This window comes from Veillonella sp. CAG:933, from assembly GCF_000431435.1.
Lineage (GTDB): Bacteria > Bacillota > Negativicutes > Veillonellales > Veillonellaceae > Veillonella_A.
This window is the reverse complement of the sequence record NZ_HF986199.1, coordinates 14021-30358: the sequence shown is the minus strand read 5'-3', so window position 1 is coordinate 30358 and position 16338 is coordinate 14021. Positions and strand designations below refer to the sequence as shown.

General features: G+C 46.7%; 12 protein-coding genes. 2 read left to right on the top strand and 10 right to left on the bottom strand.

Annotated elements, in window-relative coordinates; translation table 11 throughout:
* Positions 1 to 165: 165 nt before the first annotated feature.
* Positions 166 to 306 carry a hypothetical protein gene (locus QZL64_RS06770; protein WP_021841256.1) on the bottom strand — a complete coding sequence of 47 codons (141 nt, stop codon included), beginning with the start codon at positions 304 to 306 and terminating at the stop codon, positions 166 to 168.
* Positions 307 to 533: 227 nt separating this feature from the next.
* Here QZL64_RS06770 and QZL64_RS06765 point away from each other — a divergent pair, with 227 nt between their 5' ends.
* Both QZL64_RS06765 and QZL64_RS06760 read left to right on the top strand, forming a co-directional pair.
* Positions 534 to 2249 carry a sensor histidine kinase gene (locus tag QZL64_RS06765; protein ID WP_021841255.1) on the top strand — a complete coding sequence of 572 codons (1716 nt, stop codon included), beginning with the start codon at positions 534 to 536 and terminating at the stop codon, positions 2247 to 2249.
* Positions 2250 to 2345: 96 nt separating this feature from the next.
* A complete protein-coding gene (locus QZL64_RS06760) occupies positions 2346 to 3266 on the top strand; it encodes a LytR/AlgR family response regulator transcription factor (RefSeq protein WP_021841254.1) in 921 nt (306 codons plus the stop codon).
* Between the two features lie 298 nt (positions 3267 to 3564).
* On the opposite strand, the gene QZL64_RS06755 is transcribed toward QZL64_RS06760, so the two are convergent.
* From QZL64_RS06755 to xdh, 9 genes are all read right to left on the bottom strand, one after another.
* Complete coding sequence (locus QZL64_RS06755; protein WP_021841253.1) at positions 3565 to 5394, bottom strand: carbon starvation CstA family protein; 1830 nt, start codon at positions 5392 to 5394, stop codon at positions 3565 to 3567.
* Positions 5395 to 5671: 277 nt separating this feature from the next.
* Positions 5672 to 5794 carry a hypothetical protein gene (locus QZL64_RS06750; RefSeq protein WP_021841252.1) on the bottom strand — a complete coding sequence of 41 codons (123 nt, stop codon included), beginning with the start codon at positions 5792 to 5794 and terminating at the stop codon, positions 5672 to 5674.
* Positions 5795 to 6044: 250 nt separating this feature from the next.
* Positions 6045 to 7214, bottom strand: coding sequence for an iron-containing alcohol dehydrogenase (locus QZL64_RS06745; RefSeq protein WP_021841251.1), 1170 nt, complete (start codon positions 7212 to 7214; stop codon positions 6045 to 6047).
* A gap of 110 nt (positions 7215 to 7324) precedes the next feature.
* Entirely contained in the window at positions 7325 to 8509 is a 1185-nt protein-coding gene (locus QZL64_RS06740; protein ID WP_021841250.1) for an aldose epimerase family protein, read from the bottom strand.
* Positions 8510 to 8623: 114 nt separating this feature from the next.
* A complete protein-coding gene (locus QZL64_RS06735; protein WP_296309421.1) occupies positions 8624 to 9715 on the bottom strand; it encodes a GTP 3',8-cyclase MoaA in 1092 nt (363 codons plus the stop codon).
* A 149-nt stretch (positions 9716 to 9864) separates the two neighbouring features.
* The gene (locus tag QZL64_RS06730) at positions 9865 to 10302 is read right to left on the bottom strand and encodes an MOSC domain-containing protein (protein ID WP_021841248.1); all 438 of its coding nucleotides are present in this window, start codon (positions 10300 to 10302) and stop codon (positions 9865 to 9867) included.
* 388 nt (positions 10303 to 10690) lie between these two features.
* Entirely contained in the window at positions 10691 to 12025 is a 1335-nt protein-coding gene (locus QZL64_RS06725; protein ID WP_021841247.1) for a nucleobase:cation symporter-2 family protein, read from the bottom strand.
* 283 nt (positions 12026 to 12308) lie between these two features.
* The gene (locus tag QZL64_RS06720; RefSeq protein WP_296309417.1) at positions 12309 to 13643 is read right to left on the bottom strand and encodes a nucleobase:cation symporter-2 family protein; all 1335 of its coding nucleotides are present in this window, start codon (positions 13641 to 13643) and stop codon (positions 12309 to 12311) included.
* Between the two features lie 108 nt (positions 13644 to 13751).
* Positions 13752 to 16307 carry a selenium-dependent xanthine dehydrogenase gene (gene xdh / locus QZL64_RS06715; RefSeq protein WP_021841245.1) on the bottom strand — a complete coding sequence of 852 codons (2556 nt, stop codon included), beginning with the start codon at positions 16305 to 16307 and terminating at the stop codon, positions 13752 to 13754.
* Positions 16308 to 16338: the final 31 nt, after the last annotated feature.

Below are 16338 nucleotides of genomic sequence, written 5' to 3'. Positions count from 1 at the left end.
ATTTTTGAAAATATATTCATTTTTCTTATCACGAGTTAAATATATCACTCGTCAATCAAATTTGCAATAATTAAATCAAGTTTAGACCATAAAAATAAGCCCAATATACATCATTTCAACGAAATGAATATATTGAGCCTATGCAAAGTTTAAGTTAAACCGTTTTTATAATCCGAAAATCCAGAACACGCCCAAGCGCACAAAGCTGAGTGTGAGCACCCAGAACGCCAAGAAATGAAGGGTACCTTCGAGACCCTGACCTAAACGGTTTGCCCCGGATTTAAATACGATATCGCACCAACACATACTATGCCTCCTATCAAACTAAACTGTCACTGTGACAGGTAATCAATCATTCAATCTTGCCTAATCTCACCTATGTTTTAGATGGTTTTATTTTACTAAATTCGTCATCGTTTCACAATCGAAAAATGACCATTTTGCAATCTTAATATAACCCTATGGCTATCCTTTAGTATTTTGCATCTGTGATATAATAATAACAATAAATTGCATTAACGAAAGGATTTTTCATGGCTATCGACATACTTTTACTTGAAATGATAAAACGCATCAGCTATGCCGTCATACTGGGGCTCATCGTTTCAAGGCTCAAACTTTTCGACCGTCTCATGGTCAACAAACTATCGTGGTTCGACCGCATCGCCTTTACGGTCATTTTTTCCAGCATCGCCATCCTCGGCACCTACGGCGGGATTCCCATTCAGGATGCCCTTGCCAACTCGCGCATGATTGGTATCATGGCGGCCGGTCTCATTGGCGGCCCGTACCTCGGCACGTCCGTCGGTATCGTGTCCGGCTTGCACCGCTATTCGTTGGGTGGTTTTACGGCCCTTGCCTGTGCCATTTCCTCCATCACCGAAGGGTTCTTGGCCGGTCTTTTTCAAAAATACTACAAAGGCAAGCTCATTCCGTGGCCGATTGCCCTCGGTATCGGGTTCTTCGGCGAGATTCTGCAGATGCTTATCATCTTGCTCGTCGCTCAGCCCTATGACCAAGCATACGCCCTCGTAAACAGCATCGCTGTACCGATGACGATTGCCAACTCGTTAGGCCTTGCCCTTTTCATGTATATCATCAAAGCAGGCCTCTACCAACGGACGCAGCAAAAGGCGAATCAGAGTCAAAATATCTTGTCCATCGCCCGCGAAACGGTACGTTATTTCCGTAAAGGTCTTAATCCGGATTCGGCCAATGCGGTTGTGCAAATTATTAAAAAGCACAGCCCCTACGACGCGGTGTCTATTACGGATACGAAGCAGGTTCTCGCCTATATCGGGGCCGAAAGCAATCACCATGCGCCCGGCATGAATGACCATTTGACGCATGTAACCATCGATTCGTTGACGTCCGGTACGATTCATATCGCCTACTCGCCAGCTGAAATCGGTTGTACCCACCCGAACTGTACGCTCAGCAGTGCCATTGTGGTACCGCTCATGATAAAAACGCGTATCATCGGTACGTTGAAGATGTATTATACATCGCCGTCCTATCATCCGGATTCGTCGGATATTGCCTTCGCTCAAGGTCTGGCTGACTTATTTTCAACCCAGCTGGAGCTGACGGAAATCGACTACCAACGTCGTTTGACCGAGGCAGCGAAAATGCAGGCATTACATACCCAGATTAATCCGCATTTTCTGTTCAATACGCTGAACACGATTTCATCGTTGATTCGTACGAATCCGGAATTGGCACGCCGTTTGCTCATTAAATTCTCGCAAATGTTCCGTTTTACCCTGCAATATACGGGCCGTGTCATTACCATTGAAAAAGAATGGGCCCAGGTCAGTGGTTTCCTCGAAATCTCCATTGCCCGCCACGGCGATAAGTTATTCGTAACGCATAATTTGGACCCCGCTATTTTCAGCTACGGCATTCCGTCCTTAACGCTTCAGCCGATTATTGAAAACTCCATCAAGCATGGTCTCCAACCGCGCGAGGTGGGCGGTTCCATCGCCATCGAAGGAACCATGACGGACACGGATATTGTAATCACCGTTACCGATGACGGCGTCGGTTTCCAAGGCGATCCGGATTATTATCTGGAACATCCGCCCCAAGGTCACATCGGGCTAAGCAATGTGCATCACCGTTTGCGCGGTCTCTACGGGGCCCCGTACGGCCTTGAAATCACTTCGGTTCCTGAAGAAGGCACTACCGTTGTTATCCGTATTCCTAAAGTTCAACCGGAATCAGATCCGACACCGGAACGAACGGAGTAGACAATTAGTTCACCAGCCATTAAGCTAATAAAAACACACTTATACAAAATATAGCTATCCAGCTATATTTTGTACATCCCCTAGAAAGGAGATTCTATGATTCGCACCATCCTCATCGATGACGAGGCGCCGGCCCGCGACGAGCTGCGCTATTTGCTCACCACCAATCACAGCGATGTCATCGACATTATTGGCGAGGCCGACAACGCTACGGCTGCCATTTCTTTGATTACCCGTGAAAAACCGGCGTTAATCTTCCTGGATATTCACATGCGTGGTCTGTCCGGTTTGGAACTAGCCCAAGTCATCCACGATATTTCACCGGATAGTAAAATCATTTTTGCCACGGCCTATGATGAATACGCCCTCAAAGCCTTTGAATTACAGGCCTTAGACTATGTGGTAAAACCGATTGAAGATGACCGTTTAGCAAAAGCGGTTCAGCATGTGCAAAAATTGGTGGGAGACACCGGCCATACGCAGTCACACGGTACCGGAGGCGCCGGTAACACGGCCATAAGTAATGGTGCAGCCGCTAACCATGCAGCTACTAACAATGCGGCTTCAGTTGTGACCACCGGAGCCAAAAGTGCTCCCGAAGCTATCAGCGTAGCCGGTGCAATGCCAAACGACGCAAACGATCAAAGCATTAAGCCGGTTATCCGCACCAATAAACTGGCCGTTGATGACGGGGCTCACATCATGCTTATCGACATCGACAGCATCAACTACATCACCGGTGAATCGGGCCGTCTCGACGTTCATACCGACACCGGCAAATACGGATCCAACAAGACGTTGACGGAACTACAGGAACGCTTAAAAGGCACGTCCCTCTTCCGCGTTCACCGCAGTTACATCGTCAACTTAAACAAAGTACAGGAAGTCATCCCATGGTTCAAAGGCACTTATTGGTTACGTTTGCCCCAGCAGACTGCCAAAGGCCAAGAGCTCGTAGATATTCCGGTGAGCAAGGCACAGGTTAAGCTGATTAAAGAATTGTTGGGAATCAGCTAAGAAAACCTCAGACTATAAGACAAAGCCTTTGACTATACGACAAAGCCACGAATACTTAATAAGCTAGCACCAACAATCAGCTTCAAACATTTAAACAATATACGACAAATGCCATAGGCATCGTTACTGCGGTTTTCACCGAGCAACGTGTCTATGGCATTTTTTATCTGCTTAACAGCATAATTTAAAGGCGTACATTTATGTTTGTAAGCTATTAGTCGTTTACTTTTACCCTGATACTTCAGTCTTAACTTTTCAGCATAAAGCTTAAGTTTTACTTTTAGCTATTAACGTTCAATTAAACGTTTTCAGGTTCCATATCTTCGAGAGTTTCCTCTTCGATATCAGCTTCGGTACGGAAGTCTTGCGGCTGTTTTGCCAAACGAATCCAGCTGCGAACCGCTTCAACCATAACGACCGCTACCAAGATGAACATAACTACGCTAACGCCAACGAGCATCCACTGACCTTCCGGAATGTAGTTGCCGAATACGTTTTGATAGTCAGCCATAACTGTGATGATGGCGATGAAGAAACATGGAATCATCGTTACCCATGCATAGCGTTTGTGGCCAAGGTGCATGATAACCGTTGTGCCGATGGCGAGACCCATAGTCGCTAAGAGCTGGTTGGATACGCCGAATAATGGCCAAATGGTACCGATGTTACCTTGCAATACGAGGTAACCCCAAGTGAAACATACGAGGAAGGACGCGATGTAAACGCCCGGTAACCAGTGAGCGTCTTTCATTTTTGGCCAAGCCATACCCAATAATTCCTGCACCATGTAGCGGCTTACGCGAGTACCGGTGTCGATCAAAGTCAAGATGAACAAGGCTTCGAACATGATACAGAAGTGGTACCAGTAGCTCATCAAGTGAGACATGTTAGGAATTTTGGAGAAAATGTGAGCCATACCAACTGCCAAGGATACAGCGCCGCCCGGACGGTGCATCAAGTCTTCCCCTACCATCTGGGAAAGCATTGGCAATTCTTGAACTTGAAGACCCAATGCGGAGAACGTTTCCGTAGTGGAGTTAATTGCAAAATAATCGTTTGGATGTAAGCTGGTTGCTGCGATTAAAGCCATCATAGCGATGAATGCTTCAGTCAACATTGCCCCGTAACCGATTGGAAGCATTTCTTTTTCATTAGTAATCATTTTAGGAGTTGTACCGGTAGATACGGTCGCATGGAAACCGGACAACGCACCACAAGCGATGGTAATGAATACGAATGGAACTGCGGAACCGCTAAGAACAGGGCCGCCGCCGTTTACATAATCGGAGAAAGCAGGCATTTGAAGAACCGGCATAACAAGAATAATACCTAAGGCTAATGCGCCGATTGTGCCGACTTTCATGTAAGTGGATAAGTAACCGCGCGGAGCTAATAATAACCAAACCGGTAAAGCGGCTGCGAAGAAGCTGTAAACAGCCAACATGATTTGAATGGATTTACGATCCCAAGTGAAGTAAGGGGCCAAAGAAGAATGAGCGATGTCAGGACCGTATACAACAGCGGCCATGATAAGAGCTACACCGATAACAGTGGCTTCACGAATTTTGCCCGGGCGAATCCAACGAAGGTAAATACCGATGAATACGGCGATAGGAATCGTAGCACTTACTGTGAAAAAGCCCCATGGGGAGTTTTCAAGGGAGTTGGCAACTACGGCTGCCATGCCGGCCATCGTGATGATGAGCAAGAACAAAGTAGCAAGCAACGTGCCCATGCCGGCAACGCTGGAAATTTCAGATTTGGCAATATCCGCAATGGATTTACCGTTATAACGAACGGATGCAAAAAGCAACACGAAGTCGTGAACGGCACCGGCTAATACGGAACCGATCAAAATCCAAAGCACGCCCGGTAAGTAACCGAACTGAGCGGCAATTACAGGACCAACCAAAGGACCGGCACCGGCAATCGCTGCAAAGTGCTGACCGAAAGTCACCCATTTGTTGGTTGGTACATAGTCTACCCCGTCATTAATCGCTACCGCCGGGGTTGTGCGATATTGATTTACTGTTAATACTTTAGCCGCTACGAATGACCCGTACAAGCGATAGGCAATTACGAGTATGAGGGCCGAAGCAATGACTAAATAAAGCCCGTTCATTTCCATAAACATAAACCTCCTAAAATAAATGCAATAAACTATGCTGTAAGATATTTTATAACCTATCTTTATCTGATAGCATTGTATGTTATTTTAGAAAAGGCGTAAACGAGTTTTCGATGAATGGAACAAAAGAGGCGGTCAATAGAAATAAGACCGCCTGGAAGGAAATAGAATTTATTGAGTTTTATCTTTTTACAAACAGCTATTGTATTTACCATAAATACTTTCTGCCGCAAAAAGTCTATTTAATACTACATCTGCTCAAGCGAATTTGCTTTCGCTACTCCCCTTTATCTTTTAAATGGCGTGTCGCAATCTCAGCCAGCTTTTCTATCAATTCCATATTTTCCCGATCTTCATCACTAAGCGATTTTACGTAATCTTTGTAGTCATCCCATGTCATAGCTAATTCCCCTTACCCAATAATATCCGATTTGAATTTATCCCAAAAAAGCGACACTTTCGTGCCGCTTTCGGGTAGGTGATGCCGCCATCACCAAGAGCTCTTAAGAGCCATATGCTACTGTTATACTAACACTTCTATTTATTAATAGCAATGAACAAACAGTTCATTTATGTAAAGTTTCGGTATATATATTGTAATTTTCTTTAAACACTTGAAAAGCTCTTATCAATTAATTATCGAAAATTAATCATAACGCGCTCTGATAAATCGCCAAAATATCTTCCGTCGTAAAGTTGGTATAGGATGTCGGATATCTGTTAGATTTTTCAGCAATCTTAGGCAACGCTTCAGCCGGAATACCCACTTCGGTAAGAGTTGTGGGAGCCCCGATGGATTTGAAATAAGCGCGCAACGCATCGATACCGGCCAAGGCCAAGGTGGCTTCGTTGGCGTATTCGTCTTCGCTGAGACCCCATACATTTTTAGCAAAGCGAACAAAACGAGGTAAATGATCTTTGTAAATATAACGAAGTAACATTGGATGTACAATGGCGAGGCCCGCACCATGCGGAATGTCGTAAAAAGCGGACAACGCATGTTCAATCTGATGGGCCATCCAATCCTGTTTTTTGCCAAGCCCCATAATACCGTTCAAAGCTAACGTTGCACCCCACATGAGGTTGGAACGAGCTTCATAGTCTTCCGGATTTTTAATGGCAACAGCTGCGTTAGCCATGATGTTTTTAAAAGCCGCTTCAATGAGGGCATCGCTCAAGTTGTTGGTTTCCGGCAAGGAGAAGTACTGTTCCATCAAATGGGAGAGCATATCGCAAATACCGTTAATCATCTGATTATGCGGCATGGAATAGGTGTAGACCGGATCTAAATAGGAGAACTGAGGGAACAGCGCATCGCCGTAACCGCCCATTTTCTTCTGCGATTCCCAATTGGTCACAACGCCGCGATTGTTCATTTCACTGCCTGTGGCTGACATGGTAAGCACAACACCAAACGGTAACGCATCGGTTACGTTTTCACGCTTCATAAACATGTGCTCCCACCAGTCATAGCCGGGCTCTGTTTTAGCCACTGCCGCAATGAATTTGGAGCAATCAATAACGGATCCGCCGCCTACCGCCAAGATGAAATCTATCTTATGTTCACGGCACAAATCAGCCCCTTCCTGCACTTTTTCAGTACGCGGATTGGACATAATACCGCTTAGTTCAATGACGTTTTTACCGGCCGCTTTAAGTTGCGCCATGACGTCGTCATAGATGCCGTTGCGTTTAATACTGCCACCGCCATAGGTTAACAGCACGTTTTGACCGTATTTTGCCAAATCTTGCTCTAATTGAGCTACACAGTCCTTGCCAAATACGATTTTGGTCGGATTATGAAATGTAAATGCGTCCATAGGTCTTAACCTCCTTGGTAAACAGGTATATCAATATAAATAAAACCGGCTGTGCTTGGCACAACCGGTCAAGTATCATACTTTAATTGTAAAATATATTATCGTTTTTGTCAGCCATTGAGTAAATCTACTCTATAGGTAATATGCCGCTCATAAATGGTCCCCGCTTTTGTCAGCGATTCGCCGAAATTAGGCATGTTCACATCATTCGGGGCAAATTGCGGCTCTATGCACATGCCGCTGTAAGGCCCGTAATGCACGCCGTCACGGCCGGTCTCATCGAGCCAGTTACCGGTGTACAATTGAAAGCCCGGCGCATTGGAATATACTTCCAGGGCTAAATCAGCTACGTGCATAGTCCCACACAAAGCCAGGTGTTTGGTCATATCCTCCCTATCGCTGAAACGGTGATTAACGGGTAGCGCAAACATTTTGCTGGTCGTAGGCAGGCGCAAAACATACTGATGATCATAGCCTCTATATTCCGCCAATTCTTCCTTATAGGCATTCAAATTGTTCCCTAAGGTACGCCATACACTGAAATCAAAAGGTGTTCGTTCTACCGAAGCAATATGACCGGTAGGGATTTGGTTTTCACCAAACGGCATGTAACGAATCGCGTCTAAGCGCAATTGGTGATTCGTTATCAACGGCTGTTCTTTAGGGCCTTCATTAGTGGTCGACGCCTCTGGTGCCTCCTGCAGAGCGGCAAAATTACGATTCTTGGTCACGCTCGCTAAATCGGTGCCGTTCAAATTAAAATAACTGTGCCCCGTAATATTAACTACGGAATTACGGGATGTCATATAGCGATACGTTAAATTCACGTCCGCCCCATTGACGATAATATCCAGTTGTACTCGCAAGTCGCCGGGAAAGCCGTCTTCTTCACTGCGCAACATCGTGGCCAACGTGATTTTATCATAGTTAAAGGCCTGTTTGGCGCTTTGCGGCACTAAATGCCACACGTCAAAACTCAAGCTGTTTTCACCGCTATGAAGTAAGTTGGGCCCATTATTCGGCTTCCAATGATACTCGGTGCCGTCAATTTCGCAGCGGGCGCCGGCAATTCGATTGGCAACCCTACCAACTGACGCACCTAAATAGGCCGTTCCTTCTTCATAACCTTGTAAGGAGTCATAGCCCAACACAATGTTGCGCTCTAAGGGTTTTACAATAAAGTCGACGATGGTGGCCCCTCTGTCGATTACGCGCAGCTTAATTGTATCCGATTCCAATTCATACATAGTAACAGGTTCACCATTAGCCGTTGTGCCCCAATCAAATCGTTTCATTACACCACCTCATTTACTCTATTCAGGCTGACGACACCCTACAGTCAAGCCTAAACCGCATTTTACCTCATATAATGATTAAGTCTTGCCTTTTACACCCAATAAAAGCAATGACTAACCGCCGATGCGCCACATGGCACGCTTAGGCGCTGCCATATCCGGCTCTTCATGCTGCTCACGACGCAGCTGCAATACATCTTTAATGTGCTCAGCCAATTCTTCGGAAGATTTACCCTGTCGCACCAAGCTGACCAAATCTGCTTCATCGTCACGCAATAAGCAAAGACGCAAACGCCCGTCCGATGTGAGTCGCACGCGGTTGCATTCATGGCAATAGCTGTGGCTCATTGGGAAAATAAAGCCCACCACCGGACCTTGCGGCAATGCGTAATACGTAGCCGGACCGAAGCCGGTTACCGATTTGGATTTTTTAGCAGCGGTCGGTTTATCGGCATTGACTTTATCGGCGTTGACTTCATCAGCGTCAAGAGCATGACCGTTTCCGCTTTCAGCGCCCTTTTTAGCATCCTTTTTCGCTCCGTTCTTTTCAACCGGAATCAGCGGCCCCCCGCAGATTCTGGTTAATTGAGCCTGCCATTCTTCAAAAGTAGGGCCTCTAAATGTCTGGCCTTGGAACGGCATGTATTCAATAAAACGCCAAATTACGGGCCATTTTTCCATATATGCCAAGAGGGATCGCACCATGTCATCGGACATGGGCTCCATCAACACGGTGTTTATTTTAACGGACGTAAAGCCCGCGGCAAGTGCCGCTTCAATACCTTCTATAACGGCCGATAACTCACCGATTCGTCCGGTTCGTATGTCAAAGGTATCTTCATCAACCGCATCAAGGCTGATGTTTACGCGATTAAGACCAAGCTTTTGAAGCTCCTTGGCACGCTTCCCCAGCAAACTGCCGTTGGTCGTCATGGATACATCTTCAAACCACTGACGCTCCTGCAATTTCTGGAGTAATTCGTCTAAATGCGGATAGAGTAGCGGTTCACCGCCCGTAAGACGCAAGGCTCGCACGCCCAGTTGATGAAACGCTCCCAAAACGGTGAGCCATTCATCGGGCGTCAATAAGTTCGTCTGACTTTCCGGCGTAATCGCCTCCGGCCGACAATAAGGACAACAAAAGTTGCAGGCTTCGGTCAGCGAAAGACGCACATATTCAATTGTCCGTTGCCAATTATCCTGCACCATACAATTCTCCTTTACACACTTCTGTATTATCCGGTACCGAATCATTCGGTACAGACTTATTAACTACCGATTTATTAACTACCGATTTATTAACTACTGATTCGGTAGTTTCTGCTTGATTCAAATCTGATTTATTTAAAATAAAATTAGTCGTTACTGACGGTCACTTCATCGCCGACGCGAATCTTGCCGCCTGTAAGCACGCGGGCAAAAATCCCTTGAGTCGGCATAATACAGGAACCCACCTGTTTTTGGATTTCACAACCGGAATGACATTCCTTGCCGATTTGTGTCACTTCAAGGACAATACCGTCGCCCACATTGAGCTTCGTGCCGACCGGCAACTCGTATAAAACGAGACCTTCCACGGTGATGTTTTCAGCAAAATCGCCGGGATTCACATCGGCCCCTTTAGCGCGCATCAAGTCGATACTCTGAATGCCGAGCAAACTAATCTGACGGTGCCATTTGCCGGCATGGGCATCACCGGCCATGCCGAAATCGGTCAACAATTCCGCTTCCGGAATGTTGTGTTTTTTCTGACCCTTTTTTTCACTTATAGAAATAGCAATAATCTTTGCCATATATATGTAAATCCTTTCTGTTGCATACAAGAATACGTCTATCATTAAAACCATAGCCACCATAAATCTAAACATGCACCGGTTCTAATAATCTATGTCTAGTATGCCACTGCAGGCGCCGGTTTGTATGTTGCACCGGCAACGCCCGCATTGATTGTTTTCAATATTCTAAACTTTATTATAACATGCTATAATTGAATTTAATACTGTTTAACAAAATAATGCCATATTTATTCAACATAATACCATCGAGTTCGAAACCATGCTGAATACCACGTAGCGTTGAATAAACAACAAGGGACCACAAAGCAATGTGGTCCCTTTATTATGCAAAAATTCAGACGATTTTAACCATCATCTTTTTATGATTGCTCAGCCAATTAACCGATTAATCTTCCTCTTCCACCGCTTCTTCGTGGCCCACGCCGTTGAAAATAAGGTTCAACACAACGGCGGTCAAACTGCCAAGGGTGATACCGCTATGAAGAATAACGGACGTCCAGCTTGGGAAGTTATGATAGAAGTTCGGTTCGGTCAAGGTTACCATACTCATACCGATACTTACGGCTACGAGCATCAAGTTATAGTTGCCATCGAAGTTTACTTTGGAAAGTGCACGAATACCGCTGGCAATAATCATGCCGAACATGGCAATGCCGGCACCGCCCAACACGGAGTTCGGAATGCACGCAACAATGGCCGCCATCTTAGGCACTAAGCCGAGCACCACGAGGATAAGACCGGACGTTGCCACTACGAAACGGCTTTTTACACGAGTTACCGCCAAAAGGCCTACGTTCTGAGCAAACGCCGTGTATGGGAAGCTGTTAAAAATACCGCCGAGCATGGTGGATAAACCGTCGGCCCGCAAACATCTGGCGAGTCCTTTACGCCCCATCGGCTTCCCTACAATTTCACCGATAGCCACACAGTCGCCGGTCGTTTCTACCATAACTACAAACATAACGATAATCATGGAGATGATGGCGCCCACATCAAAGGTCGGATAACCGAAGGAGAATGGTGTAATAAATGCCACCCAATCCGCTTGACCTACTTTGCTGAAATCGGCTACGCCCATGATGGTGGCAATAATAGTGCCGCCAATGAGCCCGATCAACACGGAGATGTTACTCAAAAAGCCTTTACAATAACGATATACGATAATAACAATGGCTAAGGTAATAAAGGCCAAAAATAAACTCATAGGACTGGCAAATTCAGGTGATGTCGGCTTGCCATACCCTGTAATCCAACGCACGGATACCGGCAATAAAGTAATACCGATAATCGTGATGATTGTACCGGTTACCACCGGCGGGAATAAACGAATTAAACGACTGAAATACGGCGCTATCAGGAAGGTAAACAGGCCGGCCACGATTATGGCCCCATAGATGGCCGTCATACCGCCTTGCGTACCGATAACAATCATCGGTGTAACTGACGCAAAGGTAACGCCTTGAATCATCGGAATACGAGCGCCCACTTTCCAAAAGCCCAAAGTCTGAATCAGTGTGGCAATCCCACAAGTAAATAAATCCGCGTTAATTAAGTGAATTAACTGTTCCGCTGACAAATGCATGGCCTGAGCCACAATAATCGGTACGGCTACGGCACCGGCGTACATGGCCAATACGTGCTGCAAGCCATAGGCAAATAGTTGCGTAGGCGGCAGCATTTCATCCACGGGATGTAATGACCGTTTTGTTTCTTCGCTCATGAGAACCTCCTCATACTAACAACCTGCTTAATACCTACTGATAATTATATACCCTCTTATATAATTATATTTTATACAGTTTCTATCAATAAGACAAATATCCGTACAGCAAATTCATAACTATTTTATGTTGTTTAATAATTTATTCTTATTTAATGTTAACTATATATTTACCCTATTTATTAAACAATGATTGTTCCGTTTTGTCAAAATTATTTTTTTGAAAAAACAAAGCATCTCATATGAAAGTAATTTTGATAGCGGTCTCAAAAGAGTAAAGAAACTATTTAATCTTATCCGGCCGATCTGAAGGATGTCCTTCGCTGCCGTTCAAGAGCACGTTCATAAGCACGGCTACCAAGCTGCCCAAGGTAATGCCGCTATGCATTACGGTCTGAGCCCATTCAGGGAAGCGGGCAAAAAAGCTCGGATACACTAGTGTAATCATGCCCACGCTGATGCTGACTGCTACAATCATCAAGTTATAATTGCCTTCAAAGGATACTTTACCTAAGGCGCGAATCCCGCTGGCAATAATCATACCGAACATGGCAAGACCGGCTCCGCCGAGAACGGCACTCGGAATGGACGCAATCAAGGCCCCCATCTTAGGGAATAAGCCCAATACCAATAGAATAATACCGGAGCAAGCCACTACATAGCGGCTCTTAATGCCCGTTACCGCTACAAGCCCTACGTTTTGAGCAAACGCAGAATGTGGGAAGGTATTAAGTACACCCGCCAAAGCGGTGGAGATACCGTCAGCCCGGAGGCAGGCGGCGAGGTGCGGTTTATTGATCTTGCGCCCTACGATTTCACCGATAGCAATGCAGTCACCAGTCGTTTCCACCATAATAACGAGCATTACAATCAGCATGGACAAAATGGCGAACCATTCAAACCGTGGGAAGCCGAAGTAGAGTGGTGGCACGATGCCGACCCAGTCAGCGTGGCCAACGGCACTAAAATCGGTATAGCCCATAAAATACGCCACCATAGTGCCGCCCATGAGACCGATTAAGATTGATAAATTACTGATAAAGCCTTTAAATACCCGGTACACGAGCACCACGATAGCTAACGTAATTATGGCTAAGCCCAGATTATGAAGGCTTGCAAAATCCGCTGAATTCGGGTTGCCCCCGCCGGCCCAGCGAACGGCTACCGGTAAAAGCGAAATACCGATTAAGGTAATAATTGTCCCCGTTACAACGGGTGGGAAAAAACGAATCAATTTACTGAAATACGGCGAAATCAAGAACCCGATTAAGCCGGCCACGATAACGGCTCCGAAGATGGCCGTAAGGCCGAATTCTCGGCCGATAACCAGCATTGGTGCTACCGAGGCAAAACTAACACCTTGAATCATTGGGATTCTGGCCCCTATTTTCCAGACACCCAAGGTTTGAATCAAGGTAGCAATGCCGGCCGCCATGAGGTCGGCATTGATTAAACATGTCAAAAGTTCTGTGGAAAGGCCCAATCCTTGGGCGATAATAATCGGCACGGCTACCGCGCCGGCATACATGGCCAGTACGTGCTGCAAGCCGTAAGTAAACATCTGCCCCACCGGCAAAATTTCATCCACCGGATTCACGTGCTTGTTGCCGCCCGGCATTGTTACTTCAACCTCATCCGTTAGTGTTTCCGTAAGTTCGTCAACGCCTACAGCGTTCGACTGTACTACTTCGGTTCTATCCGTTGTCATACCCCTTCAACTCCTTGCCTATCGTTTATAGCCTGTATGTTGCAAAGGAAGTCGCCGACGTTCTTCTTTATCGATATGACGGTATGCATTGGATATAGCCGGAGCCATCGGAATGCTGGCAATTTCGCCAATCCCTTTGGCTCCGTACGCCATTTGGTCCGGCGTACCCTTTTCAACAAAATGTACGGTAATATCCGGCCGTTGTTTCGCTCTGAGTAAACCCAAAGTCCCATATTTAGTTACTGCACGACCGTTATCCATTTTAAAATCTTCGGTTACACCGTAGCCCATGCCCATCAAAGTACCGCCCTCAACCTGCCCCTCACAGGCTTTCGGGTTAATTACACGTCCTACATCAAAGGCTACGTCCATTTTACTTACAAAATTTTTCTCATCGATTGTGGCCACGCAGGCGCCATAACCATACGCCACATGACTTACCGGATGCGGTTTGTCACTGCCCATCGGGTCGGTAATACCGTGATATTCACCGTAATATTCACAACCTTCAAGGTCTTTTAACGTTTTCCCCGAATCAAGCACAGCTTTAAGCTCTTGGGCTGCCACATGCGTTGCCTCGCCGGTGAAAACCGTCTGTCTCGATGCTGTGGTAGTTCCCGAATCCGGCGTTCTATCCGTATCCGGCGCTTCAACGATGACATCATCCGGCGAAATTCCGGTTGTTTCACAAAGAATATGAGTGGCTACGGTGCCCAAACCTTGACCGATACAGGCGGCGGACGTACGAATACGCACTTTACCGTCCCGTACTTCAAGGCGAACACGGCCCGTATCCGGCAAACCTACGCCGATACCACTATTCTTCATACATACGGCGAGACCCGTTCTAGGCGAAGCATAGTAGGCCTCTTTTACCGCTTCCAAACATTCAACGAGCCCCGTTTCCGGTCCCGCCAATTGCCCATTCGGTAAGGATTCACCGGGGCGAACGGCGTTTTTATAACGGAACTCCCAAGGATCCATGCCCACCATTTCGGCTAATAAATCAATGTTAATTTCCTGACCGAATACGCTTTGCGTTACGCCAAAACCGCGGAACGCACCGCCCGGTACATTATTGGTATAGTAGCAGGTACCTTCCACCGAGAAGTTTTCATAGTGGTAAGGTCCGCCCGAGTGGGTGCAGGCCCTTTGTAAAACCGGACCGCCCAAGGATGCATAAGCACCGCCGTCTGACACAATGACAACCTTGCTGGCTACCAAATTGCCTTCTTCATCACAGGCCGTGGTAATATCCATTTCCATAGCATGGCGTTTCACATGAATATCCAGGCTTTCCTGGCGTGAAAACTTCACTTTCACCGGCCGCTTGGTATGCCAAGCCATGAGCGCCGCATGATGCTGCACGCTCATGTCTTCCTTGCCGCCGAACCCCCCGCCTACCAGCATGCTGTGAACATGAATTTCACTTTGATCGACTTTTAACATACGGCTTACTTCGCGCTGCTCATCATACACGCTTTGACCACCTGTATACAGGTTGAGTCCGCCGTCTTCACGCGGTTCCGCAATGGCACATTCCGGTTCCATGAACGCATGGTCCGTCTGTGGCGTCGAATAGTGACGCGTTACCACATATTTAGCCGCTTTAATGGCTGCGTCCGCATCACCGCGATTAAGCACTTGATGGGATAACATATTGCCGCCGCTATGAATAAGCGGTGCATCCGGTGCCATAGCCGCTTCCGGCGTTAGAATCGGGGTCAGTTCCGTATAGGTAACGTCCACCAAATTGCACACTTCATCAAGCGTGTCCTTATGTTCTGTCGCCACGAGGGCAATGGCATCGCCTATATAGCGCGTCGTATCGCCTTCGGCGATGAGCACGTCCCAATCCTGAATGATATGCCCCGTTTTATTGAATGGCACGTCTTTTGCCAATAATACCGTTACGCAATCGGGATGGGCTAAGGCCTTGGAAATGTCGATATGTTCCACCACGGCTCGCGGATATTTACTGCGCACCGCTTTGGCATAAATCATGCCCGGCAACACCATATCATCGGTGTATAAACCGGTGCCCAAGGTTTTTTCCTTCGCATCGACCCGATGAAGTAAAGTGCCGATTTTACCGGATCTGTCGCTCTCGGGAATGGGACTGTTTTCACGAAATAGTTTAGCTGCCAACAAAATGGCGTCTTCAATTTTTACATACCCCGTGCAGCGACAAATATTACCGTTAATCGCTAACTTTACATCGTCGCGGGTAGGATTTAAATTCTCATCTAACAATGCTTTGGCGCTCATAACCATGCCGGGAATACAAAAACCGCACTGCACGGCCCCACATTCGCCAAAAGCATACACATACACGTCTTTTTCTCGCTCCGTCAAGCCTTCGATGGTCACAACCGGCTTATCCGCCAACTGCGAAACCTTAAGTACACAGGCTTTTACCTTTTTCCCGCCGGCAATGACTGTACAAGCCCCGCAAGCTCCGGCTGCGCAACCGTCCTTCGTCCCCGTTAAGTGAAGGTCATCGCGCAAATATTGAAGCAATGTCTTGTCCGTTGCTGTTTCATGCCATTGTCCGTTAATTTGAAATTTAAACATAGGGTAAGCCTCCCTCCTTCAACATTGAAGG

What these genes read in the sequence shown, in the direction of transcription:
- QZL64_RS06745 (WP_021841251.1), bottom strand. Translation starts at nt 7,214, where the DNA reads ATGGACGCATTTACATTTCATAATCCGACCAAAATCGTATTTGGCAAG.
- QZL64_RS06760 (WP_021841254.1), top strand. Translation starts at nt 2,346, where the DNA reads ATGATTCGCACCATCCTCATCGATGACGAGGCGCCGGCCCGCGACGAG.
- xdh (WP_021841245.1), bottom strand. Translation starts at nt 16,307, where the DNA reads ATGTTTAAATTTCAAATTAACGGACAATGGCATGAAACAGCAACGGAC.
- QZL64_RS06730 (WP_021841248.1), bottom strand. Translation starts at nt 10,302, where the DNA reads ATGGCAAAGATTATTGCTATTTCTATAAGTGAAAAAAAGGGTCAGAAA.
- QZL64_RS06725 (WP_021841247.1), bottom strand. Translation starts at nt 12,025, where the DNA reads ATGAGCGAAGAAACAAAACGGTCATTACATCCCGTGGATGAAATGCTG.
- QZL64_RS06720 (WP_296309417.1), bottom strand. Translation starts at nt 13,643, where the DNA reads ATGCCGGGCGGCAACAAGCACGTGAATCCGGTGGATGAAATTTTGCCG.
- QZL64_RS06750 (WP_021841252.1), bottom strand. Translation starts at nt 5,794, where the DNA reads ATGACATGGGATGACTACAAAGATTACGTAAAATCGCTTAGTGATGAA.
- QZL64_RS06770 (WP_021841256.1), bottom strand. Translation starts at nt 306, where the DNA reads ATGTGTTGGTGCGATATCGTATTTAAATCCGGGGCAAACCGTTTAGGT.
- QZL64_RS06740 (WP_021841250.1), bottom strand. Translation starts at nt 8,509, where the DNA reads ATGAAACGATTTGATTGGGGCACAACGGCTAATGGTGAACCTGTTACT.
- QZL64_RS06755 (WP_021841253.1), bottom strand. Translation starts at nt 5,394, where the DNA reads ATGGAAATGAACGGGCTTTATTTAGTCATTGCTTCGGCCCTCATACTC.
- QZL64_RS06765 (WP_021841255.1), top strand. Translation starts at nt 534, where the DNA reads ATGGCTATCGACATACTTTTACTTGAAATGATAAAACGCATCAGCTAT.